This is a genomic window from Streptomyces sp. SCSIO 30461 (assembly GCF_037023745.1).
GTDB lineage: Bacteria > Actinomycetota > Actinomycetes > Streptomycetales > Streptomycetaceae > Streptomyces.
In genome coordinates this window covers 7,882,647-7,902,018 of sequence record NZ_CP146101.1, presented here as the reverse complement: position 1 = coordinate 7,902,018, position 19,372 = coordinate 7,882,647, and the positions used below count along the sequence as shown (strand labels likewise).

Annotated in this window: 17 protein-coding genes; 16 read left to right on the top strand and 1 reads right to left on the bottom strand. The window is 71.4% G+C overall.

Going from position 1 to position 19,372, the window contains the following annotated elements:
• Position 1: 1 nt before the first annotated feature.
• Entirely contained in the window at positions 2–571 is a 570-nt protein-coding gene (locus V1460_RS35440; protein WP_338677687.1) for a YbjN domain-containing protein, read from the top strand.
• Between the two features lie 15 nt (positions 572–586).
• On the opposite strand, the gene V1460_RS35435 is transcribed toward V1460_RS35440, so the two are convergent.
• Positions 587–1,669 (bottom strand): hypothetical protein, encoded by a 1,083-nt coding sequence (locus tag V1460_RS35435; protein WP_338677686.1) that lies wholly within the window; start codon positions 1,667–1,669, stop codon positions 587–589.
• A gap of 375 nt (positions 1,670–2,044) precedes the next feature.
• On the opposite strand from V1460_RS35435, the gene V1460_RS35430 reads away from it, so the two are divergent.
• The 15 genes from V1460_RS35430 (at position 2,045) to V1460_RS35360 (ending at position 19,305) form a co-directional block, all read left to right on the top strand.
• Positions 2,045–3,202: an aminotransferase class I/II-fold pyridoxal phosphate-dependent enzyme gene (locus V1460_RS35430; RefSeq protein ID WP_338677685.1), complete on the top strand. Its 1,158-nt coding sequence runs from the start codon at positions 2,045–2,047 to the stop codon at positions 3,200–3,202.
• A gap of 750 nt (positions 3,203–3,952) precedes the next feature.
• The gene (locus tag V1460_RS35425; protein ID WP_338677684.1) at positions 3,953–4,471 is read left to right on the top strand and encodes a DUF2617 family protein; all 519 of its coding nucleotides are present in this window, start codon (positions 3,953–3,955) and stop codon (positions 4,469–4,471) included.
• Positions 4,472–4,556: 85 nt separating this feature from the next.
• The gene (locus V1460_RS35420; protein ID WP_338677683.1) at positions 4,557–6,293 is read left to right on the top strand and encodes a fused MFS/spermidine synthase; all 1,737 of its coding nucleotides are present in this window, start codon (positions 4,557–4,559) and stop codon (positions 6,291–6,293) included.
• A gap of 50 nt (positions 6,294–6,343) precedes the next feature.
• Positions 6,344–7,366 (top strand): SRPBCC family protein, encoded by a 1,023-nt coding sequence (locus V1460_RS35415; RefSeq protein ID WP_338677682.1) that lies wholly within the window; start codon positions 6,344–6,346, stop codon positions 7,364–7,366.
• Between the two features lie 20 nt (positions 7,367–7,386).
• Positions 7,387–8,190, top strand: a complete 804-nt coding sequence (locus V1460_RS35410) for an aldose 1-epimerase (RefSeq protein ID WP_338677680.1) — start codon at positions 7,387–7,389, stop codon at positions 8,188–8,190.
• A 52-nt stretch (positions 8,191–8,242) separates the two neighbouring features.
• Positions 8,243–8,782, top strand: coding sequence for an orotate phosphoribosyltransferase (pyrE, locus tag V1460_RS35405; RefSeq protein ID WP_338677679.1), 540 nt, complete (start codon positions 8,243–8,245; stop codon positions 8,780–8,782).
• A 234-nt stretch (positions 8,783–9,016) separates the two neighbouring features.
• Entirely contained in the window at positions 9,017–10,048 is a 1,032-nt protein-coding gene (gene fbaA, locus V1460_RS35400; protein ID WP_338677678.1) for a class II fructose-bisphosphate aldolase, read from the top strand.
• Between the two features lie 91 nt (positions 10,049–10,139).
• Entirely contained in the window at positions 10,140–11,297 is a 1,158-nt protein-coding gene (locus V1460_RS35395) for a MalY/PatB family protein (protein ID WP_338678360.1), read from the top strand.
• Positions 11,298–11,447: 150 nt separating this feature from the next.
• Positions 11,448–12,926, top strand: coding sequence for an MFS transporter (locus V1460_RS35390; RefSeq protein WP_338677677.1), 1,479 nt, complete (start codon positions 11,448–11,450; stop codon positions 12,924–12,926).
• 106 nt (positions 12,927–13,032) lie between these two features.
• The gene (locus tag V1460_RS35385) at positions 13,033–13,446 is read left to right on the top strand and encodes a DUF3151 domain-containing protein (RefSeq protein ID WP_338677676.1); all 414 of its coding nucleotides are present in this window, start codon (positions 13,033–13,035) and stop codon (positions 13,444–13,446) included.
• A gap of 204 nt (positions 13,447–13,650) precedes the next feature.
• Positions 13,651–14,496 carry a tryptophan 2,3-dioxygenase family protein gene (locus tag V1460_RS35380; RefSeq protein WP_338677675.1) on the top strand — a complete coding sequence of 282 codons (846 nt, stop codon included), beginning with the start codon at positions 13,651–13,653 and terminating at the stop codon, positions 14,494–14,496.
• Positions 14,489–15,709, top strand: coding sequence for a kynureninase (gene kynU, locus V1460_RS35375; RefSeq protein WP_338677673.1), 1,221 nt, complete (start codon positions 14,489–14,491; stop codon positions 15,707–15,709). Before V1460_RS35380 ends, kynU begins: the two co-directional genes overlap by 8 nt.
• Before the next feature lie 434 nt (positions 15,710–16,143).
• Positions 16,144–17,091: an alpha/beta hydrolase gene (locus V1460_RS35370; RefSeq protein ID WP_338677672.1), complete on the top strand. Its 948-nt coding sequence runs from the start codon at positions 16,144–16,146 to the stop codon at positions 17,089–17,091.
• A gap of 169 nt (positions 17,092–17,260) precedes the next feature.
• The gene (locus V1460_RS35365) at positions 17,261–18,628 is read left to right on the top strand and encodes a sensor histidine kinase (RefSeq protein ID WP_407077655.1); all 1,368 of its coding nucleotides are present in this window, start codon (positions 17,261–17,263) and stop codon (positions 18,626–18,628) included.
• The gene (locus tag V1460_RS35360) at positions 18,625–19,305 is read left to right on the top strand and encodes a response regulator transcription factor (RefSeq protein WP_338677670.1); all 681 of its coding nucleotides are present in this window, start codon (positions 18,625–18,627) and stop codon (positions 19,303–19,305) included. Before V1460_RS35365 ends, V1460_RS35360 begins: the two co-directional genes overlap by 4 nt.
• Positions 19,306–19,372: the final 67 nt, after the last annotated feature.

Genomic DNA, 19,372 nt, shown 5'->3' with positions numbered 1-19,372 from the left:
CGTGAGCATCGACCCGTCCTCGATTCCGAATTTCGGGGGCCAGCCCCAGCCGCAGCCCGGACCGGCGCCGGGCCCCGTGGTGCCCGACCAGGACCTGGTCAAGCAGCTTCTGGACCAGATGGAGCTGAAGTACGTCACGGACGACGAGGGTGACCTCGCGGCGCCGTGGGAGGACTTCCGCACGTACTTCATGTTCCGCGGCGAGGACGAGCAGCAGGTCTTCTCGGTACGCACGTTCTACGACCGCCCGTTCGACGTCGCGGACCGGGCGACGATCCTGGACGCGATCGACGACTGGAACCGCCGCACGCTGTGGCCGAAGGTCTACACGCACACGCACGAGGGCGACGAAGGCGGTGAGGGCGCGGAGGCGGACAAGCCGACGCTCCGTCTCATCGGTGAGGCGCAGATGCTGATCGGCACCGGCGTCAGCCTGGAGCACTTCGTGTCGTCCACGGTCAGCTGGGTGCGGGCCTCGATCGAGTTCGACAAGTGGCTCGTGGAGCAGCTCGGGCTGGAGCCCGCGGCGGCGGACGGCGGCGAGGACGAGAAGCCGGCCGACGAGAGCTGACCTCGGAGCACCGCGTCACAGCGCCAGTGGGGCCAGCGTCAGCAGATAGGTCCCATAGGCGAACGACATGCCGGCAAGGGCGGCGATCACCGTGATCGCCGCCCTTGGCCGTGCCCGGGTCAGGGCCAGTGCCAGCGGGAGCAGCAGCGGGAACGCGGGCAGCAGGAAACGCGGTTTGGACTCGAAGAAGCCCGAGCCGCCGACCGTGATCAGCACCAGCACCGCGGTGTAGACGACCAGCGGCAGCGCGGGCCGCTCCAGCAGGAACAGCACCAACAGCAGTACCCCGGCGCAGGTGATGACCAGTGCCATCGGGAAGCCGAAGAACGTGGGTGCGGTCACCATCGACCGCACCACCTGCAGCGCCCCTGCCCCCAGGTCGAAGCGCGACGTCCAGCCGCTCTGCACGGTGAAGTAGCCGCCGACCGGGTCGCCCGTGCGCAGTCCCACCCACAGCAGATAGCCCATCCAGCCGGCCGGGGCCAGTGCCGCCCCGGCCCACAGCCGCCAGACAGCCCCCCCACCCATGCCGCTGCTTCCGCCGTCCGCGCGCCTTCCGTGGGTGAACAGCCGGTACGCGACCACCGCGCACACCGCCGCCCCGACCGCGATTCCGTTCGGGCGGGTCAGCCCAGCCAGCGCGGCCAGCGAGCCCGCCCACAGCGGACGCCCCGTCACCAGGGCGTAGAGCGACCAGGCGGCGAACGCGGCAAGCAGCGGCTCGGTGTACGCCATGGTCAGCACGATCGAGTGCGGCAGCAGGCCCCACAGCACCACGACCAGGGTCGCCAGCCGTCGGTCGTAGAGCCGTTCGATCAGGGCGTACACACCCCAGGCCGCGGCTCCGGCAGCCGTCCAGGACAGCATCAGCCCCGCCGTGCCCCCGGACACCGGCAGCACGGCGGTCAGGGACCGAATCAGCCCGGGATAGAGCGGGAAGAACGCCAGATCGGACTGCACGGCGCCGTCTGGCCAGTGCAGCGTGCGGCCATAGCCGTGGGCGGCGATCCTGCTGTACCAGTCGGAGTCCCAGGAGGTGGCCAGCAACAACCTCGGAGACTTGCCGATGTGCCACGCCCACAGGGCCATCAGACCCATGCCCGTCAGTCGTGCCGCCGCGAACAGCCCCAGCGCGGGAGCGGCCCTGTGCAGCGCCGCGCGTCGGCGGGGAGCAGTCCGGGCGGTGGCACGGGCAGGCGCCGCGGGCTGGGCATCGACTGACGCGTCTGACGCCTCGTCGAACGTCTCGGCGGACAGGGGACACCTCCGTGCGCGCGTGATCGGCCAGTCACCCCGACCCTCAGCGGCGCAGGGGCTGTGCGCGAGCCCGGAGCACCCATCCGGGTGGCGGCCCGGTGACGTCTTACGGGACAGCCCTTAGGCTGGTGGGCCGCTGGACTCGGCCGGCCTTACTGGTCTTGATCGACGGGGGTGCGTACGGTGCGTGGGGATCCCGCGGCGCGGGTGCGGGGCATGGGGACGTCGGTCTTCACCGAGATGACGGAGCTGGCGCGGCGCACCGGCGCCGTGAACCTCGGCCAGGGGGTCCCGGAGCTGGACAGCCCCGCCGAACTGCTCAAGGACGTGTCGGACGCGGTGCTGGCGGGCAGCAACCAGTACCCGCCCGCCGTCGGTTTCCCGGCCCTGCGCGAGGCCGTAGCCACCCATCAGCTGCGGCGTTACGGTCTCGACTACCGGCCCGACGGCGAGGTGCTCGTGACGACCGGTGCCACCGAAGCACTCGCCGCCGCGCTGCTCGCGCTGTGCGACCCGGGAGACGAGGTCATTGCCTTCGACCCCTGCTACGACGCCTACGCGGCGGACGCGCGGCTGGCCGGCGCCAGGCTGGTCCCTGTCCCGCTGACCCTGGACGGAGGCGGGGACGGGGGCGGTTTCGCGCTCGACCCGGATGCCCTGCGCGCCGCCGTGACGGACCGGACCAGGGTGCTGCTGCTGAACAGCCCGCACAACCCGACGGGCAAGGTGTTCACGGACGACGAGTTGGAGGCGATCGCCGCGCTGTGCGTCGAGCGCTCGCTGACCGTCGTCACGGACGAGGTGTACGAGCACTTGGTGTACGCCGATGGGGCGCGGCATCGGCCCATCGCGGCGCTGCCCGGTATGCGCGAGCGCACGCTGGTGGTCTCGTCCGCGGGCAAGACGTTCAACGTGACCGGTTGGAAGGTCGGTTGGGTCTGCGGGCCGGCGCCCCTGGTCACGGCGGTGAATTCGGCCAAGCAGTTCCTGACGTACGCCTCGGGCACCCCGTACCAGGAGGCCATCGCGAGGGCGCTGGGCTCGGTGGAGGGCTGGGCGGCGGGCCTGCGCGAGTCCCTGCGGGGGAACCGCGATCTGCTCGGCGCCGGTCTGACCCGCGCCGGGTTGCGTCCGCTGCGCGCGGAGGCCGGCTACTTCGTGCAGGCGGACGTGCGGCCGTGGGGCTACGACGACGGTGTCCGCTTCTGCCGGGAACTGCCGGAGCGCGCCGGAGTGGTGGCTATCCCGACCTCGGCGTTCTATGTCGGAGCCGATGCCCCGTCATGGCTGGTGCGGTTCTCGTTCTGCAGAAGCGAGACGTCGATCCGGCAGGCCGTGGAACGGCTGGTGGAGGCGGGCGGCCGACTCCGCTGAGACGCGCTCGGACCTGTTCTGAGACGTCTGAGACGTGCTGAGGCGCGCCGTGTGCCTGAGGAACTGCTGAGAGCTGCTGAGACGGGGAACCTCTGGACTTCCTCAAGTCTGCTTTGGCTGCCTGGGGCCGGGGGCATCCCCCTGTCACGTACAGAGCAAGCAGGAGCGAGGAAGCAACGGGGAGGTGACGATGTTGACGGTAGTCATCGTTCTCATCGGGATTTTCGTGGTGTTCGTCGTCGTGGCGGCATCCCGCTCGAGGGCGGGCCGTGGTGGGAGCGGCGCGCGTCGTGGCCGCGGTGGCGGCAGCGGCTCCGGTTCCTGGTGGGCGTCGAGCGACGGTGGTGGCTCTTCGTGCGGCGGGGGTTCGTCCTGCGGTTCCTCGTCGTCCTGTGGCGGTGGCGGTGGCTGCGGCGGAGGCGGCAGCTGAGCGGCACATGCGGATGACATGGATGCGCGGAACATGCGTCCGGGTGAGGTTCAATCCCACCCGGGCGTCGTCACATTGACGTTCGGGATGCAATTCGGTTGAACAGTTGAACAGTAAGGCCCCCGGGGGGATGGAATCCGGGCCCGGTTGGGTAAAAGCCCTGTGACCGGCGCGCACCTCATGCTTCCCTCGCTGTGGAGAACCTCCAGCCCTCGAGCCCTGAAGCGGGGCGCCGAGCAGGCGGTCCCTTACCCCTGTGCCTGCTCCGGGGCGTCCAGGACCGCCCGTCAACCCGTTACGCGTGTCTGCGGAGCCGACCCATGCTCACGACCCTGAAGACGTCCTACACCGACACCCGCGCAGCCGATCTGGCGTGGGCGCTGGGTCGGGAACCGCTGCCCGCCCTCGCCGTGCTGGATCTCGAACTGGCGGGTGCGAAGATGCAGTTACGGCTGCTCGGTGCCTCGCACCAGGTGCTGCTCGAAGAGGAGCAGGGTGTCTGCTCCGAGACCGTGGCCTGCATCCCCGGCAGCAGCACCCCGCTGCCGCTCGGCGTGGCCAAACGGATCGGCGGGTGGGAGTACCAGTTCGCGGCACATGTCGAGACCCTGTCGCAGGGCTCGTTCGCGGGCCGCGCACAGGAGTTGCTTTCGCTGGTCGCCGACCATCCGAACGGTCTTGCGGGTACGTTCCCCGGCTCACCGCACGCCTTCACCGCGATGGTGGCGCAGCGGCTCGACGGGCAGGTGCGATGGCGTACCTGGCACGCATATCCCCAGGAGGGGCAGTTGGTGGTGACGCGTACCAGGGTGGGCGCACGCGTGCCCGCCGCACTCTGATTTCACCCACCGGAGCGGCATTTTGCGGCAATTGCATCCGTGTGGGTGACAAGATGTACATATCGATGTGACGTAGCGTTACGCCATGACCGACCCGCCGTCGCCAGCGCCGCCCGCCGTACTGCCGCACAGCGGCGAGCGATCGCTCGGGGGCGGGGCGGGACCGCCGCTCGGTGGGCCGCTGAAGCCGCACGGCGCGGCGCCGGCACGCGGGTCCGTCCGTACCGGTCCCGGCCGGTTCCCGGTTCTCCTCGTGGTCTTCGTCTGCGCCGCCTGCGGGCTGGTGTACGAACTCGAACTGGTCGCGCTCGCCTCGTATGTGGGCGGTGACTCGGTCACCCAGGCATCCGTGGTCCTGTCCGTGATGGTCTTCGCGATGGGCCTCGGTTCGCTGCTCGCCAAGCGGCTGCGCTGCCATGCGGCGGTCGGCTTCGCCCTGGTGGAGGCGGCGCTGGCGTTGATCGGCGGCAGCTCTGCCCTGGTGCTGTACGGGGCGTTCGCCTGGTTCGGTGAGGCACGGCCCGCGCTGGTGGTTTTCTCGCTGGCGATCGGGGTGCTGATCGGGGCCGAGATCCCGCTGCTGATGTCGCTGATCCAGCGGGCTTCCCGGCACGCCACCTGCCATGACCGACACGACCGACACGACCGACACGAGCAGCACGCACAGCAGGAGCGGGCCGAGCGGGCAGAACAGGCCGACCAGGATGCGGTGGGCACGGTCGCCGACCTGTTCGCCGCCGACTATGTGGGCGCCCTGGTCGGCGGTCTCGCCTTCCCCTTCCTCCTCCTGCCCTGGCTCGGGCAGCTCACCGGCGCCCTGCTGACCGGCGCGGTCAACGTGGTGGCGGGCGGGGTGCTGGTGCTGTGGCTGTTCCGAAACGACCTGTCGGTACGCGCCCGCGGCTGGGTGCTGGTGACCAATGCGACGGTGCTGGTGCTGCTCGCCACGACCACCGCGCTCGCCGGGGAGTTCGAGTCGGCTGCACGCCGGGCGTTCTACGGGGAGCCGGTGCGGGTCGCCGTGCGCACCGGTATGCAGGAGGTCGTGCTGACCGGCACGCCCAAGGGCCCGCCGGACCTGTTCCTGGACGGGCATCTGCGGGCGAGCGGCCGGGACGCGGGGCGCTATCAGCAGGCTCTGGTGCGCGAGGCGATGCGTGGCCCGCACGCGCGGGTGCTGGTCCTCGGCGGCGGCGACGGGCTGGTGGCCCGCGAACTGCTGCGGTACGCGGGGGTGCGCACGGTGACCCTGGTGGAGCGGGACCCCGGGATGATCCGGCTGGCCCGTACGAATCCGGCGCTCAGTGCGCTGAACGGGCACGTGTACCGCGATCAGCGGCTGCGGGTGGCGTGTGCGGACGCCTTCGACTGGCTGCGTACCGCGCGGACCGGTGCGTACGACGTGGTCGTCGCGGACCTGCCGGCGCCGCTGACCACAGTCGGCACGAAGCTGTATTCGCAGGAGTTCTACGGGCTCGCGTCCGCAGCGCTGGCCGCGGGCGGGCGGATGGCGGTGAACGCCGGACCGCTCGCGGACGGCTCCCGTACGTACTGGACGGTGGAGGCCACCATGCGCTCGGCGGGTCTCGCGACGGTGCCGTACCGGGTGCGGGGGCTGCCGGGACGCGGTCTTGTGCTGGCGGCGGCGACCGATGCTCCGCCTACGGCGTCGGCGTCGGCGCTGGCGTCGGCGGGGGACGGTGCGGCGGGGAGCCCGGTGGCGGGGCGGCCGGTGCTCGGGCCGGGCACGGTGAGCCTGGTCGGGGAGCGGCCTGACGGCGTCCTGCCGTCGACACTGCTGCACCCCCGCTACACGGATTGACGACGCGAGAACGGCGACCTGCGGGCCAGGGCTGAGTAGGCTCGGTTTCCATGGAGCATGAGGTGTTCGTACCGGTTCCGGCAGAGGCCCTCCGTCAGACGCTGGCCGACCCGGCACGCGTCGCGCGCTGTGTGCCCGGTCTGCAACGTGACGCCGACGCTTCGGCGGGCCCCCTCACGGGCCGTCTGCGGGTCCGGGTGGGCAGCCACACGATCACCTATCGCGGGGAGTTGCGGATCGCCGAGCGGTCGGGCGGCGACTTCGCCATCGAGGGCGAGGGTATCGAGGCACGCGGCTCCGGTGCCGTGAAGCTCGTGCTCACCCTGCGGCTCACCCCGGTCGAGGGCGGTACGACCCTCGGCTTCAGTGGCACCTCGCACGCGGAGGGCCGCCTGGCCGGGTTGCCGCGGGAGGCGACCGCGCAGACGGCGATTCGTCTGCTGGAGCGTTTCGCCTCGGGGCTCACGCTGCTGGCGCGCGGCGGCCCGTCTTCCGCGGCGGCCGATGCGGCGGCGGAACCTACCGGGCCGACGGACGGGGACGGGGCCCAGGACACCGCCGATGAGGGCCTGTGGGCCGAGGGCGCGGCCGGCGCCGACGAGGCGAGTGGCGCCGAGAACGGCGTGAACGGCGTGAACGGGGCGAAGGGCGGCAGCGGTGCGAGCGACGGCAGCGATACGAATGGCGGCACCGGTACGAACGGCGTGAACGGGGCGAAGGGCGGCAGCGGTGCGAGCGACGGCAGCGATACGAATGGCGGCACCGGTACGAACGGCGTGAACGGCAGTTCCCTCTTCGACGCCGAGGTACCTCCCTCGGCCCTGGACCCCCTGGCGCAGGACGAGTTCGCGGTCGTCGGTGAACCCCCCGCAGAGGCGGCCCACGCCCGGCGCACGATGATCGGGCGCAGCGCGGAGGAGGTCGACCACGCACCCCCGCGCGGCCGTTACGCGCCCATGCCCCCGCCCCAGTCCGCGGCATCGGCCGGGGCGCTGCGCTGGATCGCACCCGCGGCGGCAATCGCCATCGCATCGGCGGTGGTTGTCGGACGCGCCCTGCGGCGCAGGCGGTAGCAGGCCAGTAGTGTCGGGGTGTGAGTAGTGAAGAGCACGTCCGGCTCAGCGCCGGAGATGTCGAGCTGACCGTGGCCCCCCTGAACGGCTGCCGGATCAGCAGTCTGCGGATCGCGGGGACCGAGCTTCTCCGGCAGGGCGAGCGCTATGGCTGCTTCCCCATGGTGCCGTTCTGCGGCAGGACGAGGGACGGCCGGTTCCGCAACGGTGCGACCGTCCATCAGTTGCCGCTGAATTCCCCGCCGCACGCCATCCACGGCACCGGCCGCGACTCGGTCTGGCGCCTCGCGCCGGGAGTGACGCCCACCACCGCCGCGTTCACCTACGACCTCGCCGAGCCCTGGCCGTACACCGGACGGGTCACCCAGATCTTCGAGCTGGCCGAGGACTCCCTCACGCTTCGGCTCGGTGTGGAGACCTACGACGACTCGTTCCCCGCCCAGGCCGGCTGGCACCCCTGGTTCCTGCGCAACCCGTTTCCCGACGGCAAGGACGCGCAGCTCACGTTCACCCCCGATTGGCAGGAGGAGCGTGGCGACGACCATCTGCCCACCGGCCGCAGGATCGGACCCGCCCCCGGGCCGTGGGACGACTGCTTCGGTATGACCGACGGCGTCGATGTCACGATCACCTGGCCCGAGCGCCTTGAACTCAAGGTCACCAGCAGGTCGCCGTGGGTCGTGGTCTACGACGAGCAGCCTGAGGCCGTCTGTGTGGAGCCCCAGTCCGGCCCCCCGAACGGGCTGAACACCGATCCCCGTCTCGTCACGCCCGTCGACCCGCTGGAGATGTCCGCGACCTGGGCATGGCGGAGGCTCGGGTAGGCCTCCGACGGAGCCCGGCAAGATCCAAACGAGAGGCCCTAAGCTCGTGACCATGACTGACGTACGTGCTGAGCTGCTCCGGCAGATCAAGGACAAGGCCGTGGTGCACGGCAAGGTGACCCTTTCGTCGGGTCGTGAGGCCGACTACTACATCGACCTTCGCCGGATCACGCTGGACGGCGAGGCCGCGCCGATGGTCGGTCAGGTGATGCTCGATCTGACCAAGGAGCTGGACTACGACTGTGTCGGCGGTCTGACCCTGGGCGCCGACCCGGTGGCGACCTCGATGCTGCACGCCTCGGCCGCGCGCGGTGGGCGGCTGGACGCCTTCGTCGTACGGAAGGCCCAGAAGACCCACGGTATGCAGCGCCGTATCGAGGGCGCCGACGTCAAGGGCCGCCGCTGCCTGGTGGTCGAGGACACCTCCACCACCGGTGGCTCCCCGCTCACCGCCGTCGAGGCTGTCCGTGAGGCAGGTGGCGAGGTGGTCGCGGTGGCCACGATCGTGGACCGGGGTGCGGCCGGAGCCATCGCGGAGGCCGGGCTGCCCTATCTGACCGGTTTCCAGCTGACTGACCTCGGCCTGGGCTGATGTGCCGATGGGCGGGCGCTTCACGGGGCTCCGCGCGGTTCCGCATGGTTCCGCGGGATTCCGCATGGTTCCGCGAGGTCCATCGGTTCCGGGAGGTTTCACGTGAAACGCCTGCCCCTTCTCCGCAGGACCCTGGGACTCCCCGTGGGCGTCTGGAAAGATAGGTGCGACGATGACGTCGCCCCCCAGGTCAGGGCCTAGCAACGCACACCGCACATCACAAGGAGCGGACAGATGCCCATCGCAACCCCCGAGGTCTACAACGAGATGCTCGACCGGGCGAAGGCAGGCAAGTTCGCCTACCCGGCCATCAACGTCACCTCGTCCCAGACCCTGCACGCTGCGCTGCGCGGTTTCGCTGAGGCCGAGAGCGACGGCATCGTCCAGATTTCCACCGGTGGCGCGGAGTTCCTCGGCGGCCAGCACAACAAGGACATGGTGACCGGCGCCGTCGCCCTCGCCGAGTTCGCCCACATCGTCGCCGCGAAGTACGACGTCAACATCGCGCTGCACACCGACCACTGCCCCAAGGACAAGCTGGACAGCTATGTCCGTCCGCTGCTTGCCATCTCCGAGCAGCGCGTCGCCAACGGGCAGGCTCCGCTGTTCCAGTCCCACATGTGGGACGGTTCCGCCGAGACCCTGGCCGACAACCTGGCCATCGCCCAGGAGCTGCTGCCCCGGGCGGCAGCCGCCAAGATCATCCTTGAGGTCGAGATCACCCCGACCGGCGGAGAGGAGGACGGCGTCACCCACGAGATCAACGACGAGCTCTACACCACCGTCGAGGACGCCATCCGCACCGCCGAAGCCCTGGGTCTGGGTGAGCAGGGCCGCTACCTGCTGGCCGCGTCCTTCGGAAACGTCCACGGTGTCTACAAGCCGGGCAACGTGGTGCTCCGCCCCGAGCTGCTCAAGGACCTCCAGGCCGGTGTGGCGGCGAAGTTCGGCAAGCCGGCCGACTCTGCCCCGTTCGACTTCGTCTTCCACGGCGGCTCCGGCTCCACGGTCGAGGAGATCGCCACCGCGCTGGAGAACGGTGTGGTGAAGATGAACCTGGACACCGACACCCAGTACGCCTTCACCCGTCCCGTCGCTGACCACATGTTCAAGAACTACGACGGTGTGCTGAAGGTCGACGGCGAGGTCGGCTCGAAGAAGACCTACGACCCGCGCAGCTGGGGCAAGGCGGCCGAGGCCGGCATGGCCGCGCGTGTCGTGGAGGCCTGCCAGGCGCTGCGCTCCGCGGGCACGAAGCTCAAGTAGGCAGTGGGAGAGGCCCGGCACCGTTCGCAGGGACGGTGCCGGGCCTTCGCCCTGTCCGGGGAAGACGGGGAATCAGGGAGGGGCCATGACGATGGCGACGACATACGACTTCGACACGCCGATCGACCGCCGGGGCACCGCATGCGTCCAGTGGGACGGCGTCGCCGACCGCTTCGGTGCGGACGGGTTGCTGCCGTTCACGATCTCCGACATGGACTTTCCGTCAGCGCCGCCCGTGCTGGACGCACTGAGGGAACGGCTCGCGCACGGGGTGTTCGGCTACACGGACTGGCGTCTCAGCGAGTTCCGCGAGGCGATACGGGACTGGTACGAGATCCGCCACGGCACCGTGATCGACCCGGAGCGGATCGTGTACGGGCCCTCCGTGCTCAACCAGCTGTCCCAGTTGCTGCGGATGTGGACGCGACCCGGCGACGGGGTGGTCGTGCACACCCCGACATATGACGGCTTCCGCAAGGCGGTGACAGGGCTCGGCCGGGAGCTCCGCGGGGTGCCGCTGGGGGATGCCGTGGCGCTGGAGCGGGAACTGGGACGCCCCGACACGAAAGTGCTGGTCCTGTGCTCGCCCCACAATCCGACCGGCCTGGTGTGGACGGAGTCCGAGCTGGTGGAGACGGCCCGGCTGGCGGCGGCCCACGGAGTCGCCGTGATCAGCGACGAGATCCACGCCGACTTCGTCCATGACGGGCACCGGCATCTGCCATGGACGCGGTTCGCCGGGGGCGACGGGCGCTGGGCGCTGATCAGCTCCGCCTCCAAGGCGTTCAACTTCCCGGCACTGAACGGCTCGTACGGGGTCATCGGCGACCCCGGGGAGCGCGCGGCGTTCACCAGCCGCATGGAGGGCGGGGAGGGGCTGGCCTCCCCGTCGGTGCTCTCGCTCACGGCGCATGTCGCGGCCTACCGGCAGGGCGGGCCGTGGCTGGACGCGGCACGCGACTATGTCGCCGGGAACCTGAGCCTGCTCGCCGAGCGGCTGAGCGATGCCTTCCCGGTGCTGCGCTGGACTCCGCCGCAGGCCGGCTATCTGGCGTGGATCGACCTGCGGGCGCTGGGAGTGAGCGATGAGATCCTCCAACGCGAGCTGATAGAGCGAGAGGGCGTGGCGATGATGCGGGGGGCGGTGTACGGGGCGGACGGCTTCCTCCGCATCAATGTGGGATGCCCGCGGAGCAAGGTGGAGTCCGGCGCGGACGCGCTGGTCAGGGCTCTGACCAGGCTGACCTGAGGCTTCCGGGCGCTCTGTGGCGGCGGCACCGCGGGTGCGGCACACGGGGGACTCGTATCCGCCGCGGTACCCGGGTTCGCATTGGGGGCGCGTGCCGTGTGCGGGTACCTCTGCCCGAGGCCCATCGTGCCGGGCCCTTAGGCTTGCCACATGGACATCCGGCTCAGCACGGCCACCGGCCGCTGGGTGGTCCTGACGACCGTCCTCGGGTCCAGCATGGCGATGCTGGACTCCACCGTCGTGAATGTCGCGCTCCCGCACATCGGTGACGACCTCGGTGCCGACCTGGCCGGGCTCCAGTGGACGGTCAACGCCTACATGCTGACCCTCGCCGGACTGATCCTGCTGGGCGGGGCGCTCGGGGACCGCTACGGCAGGCGGCGGGTGTTCGTGATCGGCGTGGCGTGGTTCGCGCTCGCCTCGCTGATGTGCGGGCTCGCGCCGAACGCCACGCTGCTGATCGTCGCGCGGGCCCTCCAGGGCGTCGGCGGCGCTCTGCTCACCCCGGGGTCGCTGGCGCTGATCCAGGCCAGTTTCCACCCGGACGACCGGGCCCGCGCCGTCGGCCTGTGGTCAGGTTTCGGCGGGGTCGGCGCGGCCGTGGGGCCGTTCGTCGGCGGCTGGCTGGTCGACGGCCCCGGCTGGCGCTGGGTGTTCCTGCTGAACGTCCCGCTGGCCGCCGTATGCCTGCCCGTCGCGCTGCGGCATGTCCCCGAGTCGAGGGACCCGGGAGCCCACGGCCGGTTCGATGTGCTCGGGGCGGTGCTCGGTGCGCTCAGCCTCGCGCTGGTGACGTACGGGCTCATCGACATGTCCTGGTGGGCGGGTGCGGCCGGAGTGATGGCCGGGGTCGCCTTCGTGGCCGTGGAGCGGCGCCGTGCCGAGCCGATGCTGCCGCTGTCGATCTTCTCCTCGCGTCAGTTCACCGCAGTCAACCTGGTCACCCTGTGCGTGTACGCGGCCTTCAGCGGCTTCTTCTTCCTGGCGGCCCTCCAGCTTCAGGTCGTCGCGGGTTACTCGGCACTCGCCGCCGGTACCGCGCTGCTCCCCACCACCCTGCTGATGCTCACCCTCTCCGCCCGCTCGGGCGCGCTGGGCGAACGCATCGGCCCCCGTATTCCGCTCACGGTCGGCCCGCTGGTCTGCGCTGCCGGCGTGCTGCTGATGCTGCGGGTCGGCCCGGCCGCCTCGTATCCCACGGACGTGCTGCCGGCCACGCTGGTGCTGGGCCTCGGCATGGTCACCCTGGTGGCTCCGCTGACCGCGACGGTGCTGGCTTCCGTGGACACCGCACGCGCCGGGATCGCGAGTGGCATCAACAACGCCGCCGCCCGCGCCGCGGGCCTGCTGGCGGTGGCCGCGCTGCCACTGCTGGTCGGCATGGGGCCGGAGGCGTACCGCGTACCGGAGGAGTTCGCGGCGACCTTCCGCCGGGCGATGCCGTTGTGCGCGGGTGTGCTGGTGCTGGGCGCGCTGCTCGCCTTCACGCTGGTGCGCCGCCCGGCACTGCCGTGCTGCCATCCCGAGTGCCGGGTGCAGTGCGGGGTCGGGGCGCCCACTCTGGAGAGCCCTGTGGTGGGTCCGGTGGAGCGCGGCCGGGTGCGGGGGACCGCTGACGAGCAGGACTGACGCGGGCTGCCGACGAGCAGGGCTGACGCGGCCGCCGACGAGCAGGGCTGGGGGCTGCTGAGCAGGGCCGGCGCGGACCGGTCCCCGGTTCTGTGACACTGAAGCCATGTCCATCCACGAAAACCTGCTCGGGGGACCGCCCCCCACCCTGCTTCCCGACGACCCGGAGCCCAGGGAGCTGCTCGCCGCGGGCACCGCGCCCACCGATGTCGCCGCGAAGTACCCGGCGTCCTCGCTCGCCTGGGCGCAGCTCGCCGATGACGCGTTCGAGGCGGGGCGGCCCGTCGAGTCCTACGCCTATGCCCGCACCGGCTACCACCGGGGTCTCGACGCCCTGCGCCGCAACGGCTGGAAGGGGCACGGCCCTGTGCCGTGGGAGCACGATCCGAACCGCGGGTTCCTGCGTGCCCTGCACGCGCTTGCCCGTGCCGCCCAGGCCGTAGGCGAGCAGGAGGAGTACGAGCGCTGCTCCACGTTCCTGCGTGAGTCCTCCGAGACCGCGGCGCAGACGCTGGGCTGACCCGGGACCGGCCTGTCGGCGAGGCCACCTGGCTGACCAGCGGGTTCGTACCAGCGGGTAGTGAACGGGGCGGGCACCTTCGAGGTGCTCGCCCCTCGCGTTACCCCTGGGACCCGTGTTTATGATGCCCGCAGGGGACCGGGGCTCCGAGACCACCGAGGAAGGGGCGGACCGCTACCCGGACACATGTGTCAGGAGACAGCGATGTCGCAGTATCCCGATGCCTCCGGAGCCGGTTCGGTCACCCCGAATCTCGACTTCGCGGGCACCACCCCCTATGAGGACTACGTCCAGGCCGATGTCCTCACCCACCTCCAGCACCTTCGGTCCGACGACCCGGGCGAGATGGTCTTCCTGGTTACCACGCAGGTGATGGAGTTGTGGTTCACCGTCATCGTCCACGAGTGGGAGACCGCGACCCACGCCCTGCGTCGCGACGACCTGCCCGTCGCGATGGACGCGCTCAAGCGGTCCGTGCGCGAGTTGGACGCGCTGAACGCGTCCTGGCGCCCGCTCGCCCAGCTCACCCCCGTGCAGTTCAACGCCTACCGCAGCGCCCTCGGCGAGGGTTCGGGCTTCCAGTCGGCGATGTACCGGCGCATGGAGTTCCTGCTCGGCGAGAAGTCGGCCTCGATGCTGGTCCCGCACCGCGGCGCCCCGCGTGTGCACGCCGAGCTGGAGAAGGCACTGCACGAGCCGAGCCTGTATGACGAGGTGCTGCGGCTGCTGGCGCGCCGCGGACTGCCCGTGCCGCGGGATGTGCTCGACCGGGACCTCGCGCTGCGCTACGAGTCGTCGCCCGAGGTCGAGCGGGTGTGGGCGTCCGTGTACGAAGGCGCGGACCAGAACGACGAGCTGGTACGCCTCGGTGAGGCGCTGACCGATGTCGGCGAGCTGGTGTGGCGATGGCGCAACGACCACCTCGTGGCCACGCGCAGGGCCATGGGTGCCAAGGCGGGGACCGGTGGTTCTGCCGGGGTCGCCTGGCTGGAGAAGCGCGCGGCCAAGAGTGTGTTCCCTGAGCTGTGGACGGCGCGCAGCCATGTCTGAGGCGACGTTCATGGACAAGGCCGCCGAGCTGGACGCGGCGGACGAACTGGCCGAGCGGCGAAAGCTGTTCGCCCTCGACGACGGCACGGTCTACCTGGACGGGAACTCGTTGGGCGCCCTGCCCCGTCATGTACCCGCCCGGCTGGCCGATGTCATCAGCCGCGAGTGGGGAGAGCTGCGCATCCGCTCCTGGGAAGAGAGCGGCTGGTGGACGGCGCCCGAGCGGATCGGCGACCGGATCGCCCCGCTCGTCGGCGCGGCGCCAGGCCGGATCGTGGTGGGTGACTCCACCAGCGTCAACGTCTTCAAGGCCGTGGTCGCGGCGGTGCGGATGGTCGCGGACGACGCCCGCGACGAGATCGTGGTCGATGCCACCACCTTCCCCACGGACGGCTATATCGCCGAGTCCGCCGCCCGGCTGACCGGGCGTCGGCTGGTACCGGTGTCCCCGACCGAGCTGCCCGCCGCGCTCGGGCCCCGTACGGCGGCGGCGCTCATCAACCACGTGGACTTCCGCACCGGCCGGCTGCACGATCTGCCGTCCCTCACGGCAGCCGTCCACGACGCGGGCGCGCTGGCGGTCTGGGATCTGTGCCACAGCGCGGGCGCGCTGCCCGTCGGGCTGGACGAGCACGGCGTGGACCTCGCGGTCGGCTGCACCTACAAGTACCTCAACGGCGGGCCCGGCTCGCCCGCGTATCTGTATGTCGCCGAGCGGCACCAGGCGCGCTTCGACTCCCCGCTGCCCGGCTGGAACTCGCACGCCGACCCGTTCGCCATGGCCGCCGGCTACACGGCGGCTGACGGCGCGCCGCGCGGCCGGGTCGGCACGCCGGACATCCTCTCGATGCTGGCGCTGGAGTCGGCGCTCGACGTCTGGGACGGGGTCCGGGTGGCGGCGGTGCGGGCCAAGTCGCTGGCCCTGACCGACTTCTTCCTGGAGTGCGTCGAGGCGTACGCGCCCGATGGCAGGGTCACTTCGCTGACTCCGCGCGCCCATGCGGAGCGGGGCAGCCAGGTCGCGCTGTCCTGTGCGGAGGCCCCCGCCGTGATGAAGGCACTGATCGAACGCGGCGTGGTCGGCGATCTGCGCCGTCCTGATGTGCTGCGCTTCGGCTTCACCCCGCTGTACGTCGGCTTCGCGGACGTCGAGCGGGCGGCGCGGGTGCTGGCGGACGTGCTGGCGGAGGTCCCGGCGGCGCCGCGCGACTGAGGGGTGCGGGCTCGCACCGTTCGAGCGGTGCGGGCCCGCCCTGCCCGGCGCGGCCGGTGCGGGGTGAGCCCGTATCGGGGTGGGCCATGTGCTGGTGGGCCATGCGCTGGGGGCCGTGTACAGGGGCCTGCCCCGGTACACGGTCGGCCACGTACCGGGGCAGGCAACGTACCGCGGCCCGTGCGGCGCACTCCCCGGCCTGGTGTGTCGCCGCGGGCTTCGCCGGCGGTGCCGCGTCGGTGCCCGGGCGACGGCGTTGCCTGAGCCCTCCGAACACGCCGGTGACGAGGGCCGAACCCCGCCGTTGGGCGACCACGTGTCCGGTGGGGGCACGGACCCCGCGAAGATCGCCGGGACGGGACCCCGGTCCGGCGGACTGGTACCGTCCCGGCTGGCCGACTCGGTTCGGCCCCGTACCGAAAGGTTGGAGCGCCATGCCGGACCCCGCCCCGGACGACGCCGGACGCGACGCGACTCCCCGCGACAAGGCCGCCCGTGAGGCCGCCGCCCGTGACGCCGCCGAGGAGAGCTCGGCCCTGTCGCATCCGGCCGTCGCTCCCGACGCCACCGCCGCGTACGGCGAGCACCCGGACCAGAAGGTCGACTTCTACTCCCCCCGCGACGGCCGGGATCTGGCGCCCCTGGTCGTGGTGCTGCACGGTGGGGCGTGGCGGGCGCCGTACGACCGGCAGCATGCGACCCCGTTCGCCGACTTCCTCGCCCGGCGCGGCTTCGCCGTCGCCAACGTCGAGTACCGCAGAGGCGCCGCCCTGCCCCAGCAGCGCGATGTCGACGCCGCCGCCGGCGGGCCGGTGGCCGGACGCTGGCCGGACACGTTCGGCGACATCGCCGCGGCGCTGGATGCGCTGCCCCGCATGGTCGCCGCCGCGCTGCCGCAGGCGGACCCGCGGCGGACCGTCATCACCGGCCACTCCGCGGGCGGCCATCTGGCGCTGTGGGCCGCCGCTCGGCATGTGCTGCCCGGCGGAGCACCGGCCGGCTGGCGGCTCGCGGGGCCGCCCGAACTGCGCGGAGTCGTTGCGCTCGCGCCCATCGCGGATCTGCGGCGGGCGGCCGAGCTCGACGTCTGCGGCGGGGCCGTGCAGCAGCTCCTGGGCCCGGGCGAGCACTTCGAAGAGCGGCTGACCTGCGCGGATCCGGCAGCACTGCTGCCCACCGGGATCGCGACGACCATCGTCCAGGGCCGTACGGACACCGTCGTCCCACCTGCCGTCGCCGAGGCGTATGCCGACGCCGCGGCGAAGGCAGGCGAGACGGTCGGCTTCACGCTCCTCGAAGAGGTCGGGCACTTCCCGCTGATCGACCCGGCGTCGGACGCGTGCGCCGTGGTCGCGGAGGAGATCGCCCAGCTCGCGTGGTAGTCCGCCCATCGGCACGCCTCCCGGGGCACTGGTGGAACGGCCCGGTGGGGCGCCGGTGGAACGGCCTGGTGGACGGTTCGTGATCCGGTCGGTCCGCCGCGTAGTACCTGGGACGGACGCGAAAGGATCCGCATCGCAGGTGACGACCCCGCCCGCGTGTCCCCGTACCTTGGCGGACGTGACCGATTCGCAGACCACCCAGCGCCTCCCGCGCCCCGAGGCCGAGAGCGCCGGAGACCGCAGCCCCGAGATACGCCTGGCCAAGGGCCTGCTCCAGGGGCTGCGCGAGGACCTCGCCCATGACGTCCTCGCCTACCGGCCCCTGCCACCGCTCGGCAGGAACGGCCCGGTGATCCGCCGCCTCCCCGGTAAGCGGTTGGGCGACTGGGCGGTCTGGATCAGGCACGCCCTGGTGGCCTTCGCCGCGTTCCTCGTGGTGACCGGCGGCTACGGCGTGGCCGCGGACCCGTACGAGGACCGCGGTGACCTGAACGTACTCGTGCTCCTCATACCCGCGGCAGCCGTGCTGCTGACGCTGATCAGGCCGGTGGCCGCCTTCTGGCTGTCGCTCGCCTCCACCCCGTTCGTCTCCCTGGTCGTCTCGGGCTGGGGCGACTGGCCCTGGTCGATACCGTCGTTCATCGCTCATCTGACGGTGATCACGGTCGTCGCCTTCAGGACCCGGCCGCGCACCGCCGCCTGGATGTGGTTGCTCACGGGTGTGTACGGCACGTTCGCCAGTGCGGTGCTGAGCCCGGGCGGCTACTACGGGGCCAACACCGTGCCGATGATGTTCGTCTCCGCGATGTCCCTGCTCGTCGTGACCTTGTGGCACGTGCGGCGTCAGGCCCGCGAGGAGGTCGCCGTACAGCAGAGCGTGACCGCCGTCGAACGTGACCGGCGCACCCTGCTGGAGGAGCGCACCACCATCGCCCGCGAGCTGCACGACGTGGTGGCGCACCATATGTCGGTGGTCGCCATCCAGGCGGAGGCGGCGCCCTACCGGGTGGAGAACCCGCCCCCGGAGCTTGAGCAGGCTTTCGCCACCATTCGCGAGAACGCGGTGGCCGCGCTCACCGAGCTGCGCCGCGTACTCGGCGTCGTACGGGCCGAGGACTACGAGGCTCCGGACGCCCCGCAGCCGACGCTCGCCGACCTCGGTGGTCTGATCGGCAACGTCCGTGAAGCGGGCCTCGAAGTGGGGCTCGCGATCACCGGCGCGGTGCGCGAGCTGCCGCAGGGCGTGGAGCTCTCCGCGTACCGGATCATCCAGGAGGCGCTGAGCAACGTGCTCCGGCACGCGCCCGGTGCCTCGGCCAAGGTCGAGGTCTCGTATGTGCTGGGAGGTCTGGGCGTGCGCGTCGTCAACGGCCCCGCCGACCGGCTGGGCAAGCCCTCGCCTGGCTCGGGCCACGGTCTCACCGGGATGCGGGAGCGGGTCACGATGCTGAACGGCGAGATGACCGCAGGTCCCGCCGACGACGGCGGCTACGAAGTCGCTGCGTACCTCCCCGTCGCGAAGGACGAGTCCGCATGAACAGCACCACTGCCGGGACAGGGATCCGCGTACTGATCGTGGACGACCAGGCGATGGTCCGCGAGGGCTTCTCGGTGCTGCTGAACGCGATGCCGGACATCGAGGTCATCGGCGAGGCGGTCAACGGCCGCGAGGCGGTCGCACAGGTCGCGGCCCTGCGCCCGGACGTCGTTCTGATGGACATCCGTATGCCGGAGCTCAACGGCATCGAGGCCACCCGCGAGATCGTGGCGGCGGACTCCGACGCGAAGGTGCTGGTCCTCACCACATTCGACCTGGACGAGTACGTCTACCAGGCCCTGCGTGCCGGAGCCTCCGGTTTCCTGCTCAAGGACGCGTCGGCACGGCAGCTCGCGGACGGGGTACGGGTCGTGGCGGCGGGTGAGGCACTGCTCGCGCCGACCGTCACCCGCCGTCTGATCACGGAGTTCTCCCGGATCTCCACCTCGCCCCGGCTTCCGGCGATGGCTCGGATCGGCGATCTGACGGAGCGCGAGACGGAGGTGCTGGTGCTGATCGCCCAGGGCCTGTCGAACGCCGAGATCGCCTCGCACCTGGTGGTCGCCGAGTCCACGATCAAGACGCATGTCAGCCGGATCCTGGTGAAGCTGGGGCTCCGGGACCGCACACAGGCGGCGGTGTTCGCGTACGAGGCGAGGCTGGTCACGCCGGGGTAAGGGCTGTCCCGTAATCCTTGCGCACCTCGCCCGGTGGGCAGCACGCTCGACACCGAGGTCTTGAAGA

Coding starts and splice junctions, on each gene's coding strand:
- V1460_RS35425 (WP_338677684.1), top strand. CDS start 3,953: ATGCTCACGACCCTGAAGACGTCCTACACCGACACCCGCGCAGCCGAT.
- V1460_RS35390 (WP_338677677.1), top strand. CDS start 11,448: ATGGACATCCGGCTCAGCACGGCCACCGGCCGCTGGGTGGTCCTGACG.
- V1460_RS35380 (WP_338677675.1), top strand. CDS start 13,651: ATGTCGCAGTATCCCGATGCCTCCGGAGCCGGTTCGGTCACCCCGAAT.
- V1460_RS35395 (WP_338678360.1), top strand. CDS start 10,140: ATGGCGACGACATACGACTTCGACACGCCGATCGACCGCCGGGGCACC.
- pyrE (WP_338677679.1), top strand. CDS start 8,243: ATGACTGACGTACGTGCTGAGCTGCTCCGGCAGATCAAGGACAAGGCC.
- fbaA (WP_338677678.1), top strand. CDS start 9,017: ATGCCCATCGCAACCCCCGAGGTCTACAACGAGATGCTCGACCGGGCG.
- V1460_RS35370 (WP_338677672.1), top strand. CDS start 16,144: ATGCCGGACCCCGCCCCGGACGACGCCGGACGCGACGCGACTCCCCGC.
- V1460_RS35430 (WP_338677685.1), top strand. CDS start 2,045: ATGGGGACGTCGGTCTTCACCGAGATGACGGAGCTGGCGCGGCGCACC.
- V1460_RS35435 (WP_338677686.1), bottom strand. CDS start 1,669: ATGGGTCTGATGGCCCTGTGGGCGTGGCACATCGGCAAGTCTCCGAGG.
- V1460_RS35360 (WP_338677670.1), top strand. CDS start 18,625: ATGAACAGCACCACTGCCGGGACAGGGATCCGCGTACTGATCGTGGAC.
- V1460_RS35385 (WP_338677676.1), top strand. CDS start 13,033: ATGTCCATCCACGAAAACCTGCTCGGGGGACCGCCCCCCACCCTGCTT.
- kynU (WP_338677673.1), top strand. CDS start 14,489: ATGTCTGAGGCGACGTTCATGGACAAGGCCGCCGAGCTGGACGCGGCG.
- V1460_RS35415 (WP_338677682.1), top strand. CDS start 6,344: ATGGAGCATGAGGTGTTCGTACCGGTTCCGGCAGAGGCCCTCCGTCAG.
- V1460_RS35420 (WP_338677683.1), top strand. CDS start 4,557: ATGACCGACCCGCCGTCGCCAGCGCCGCCCGCCGTACTGCCGCACAGC.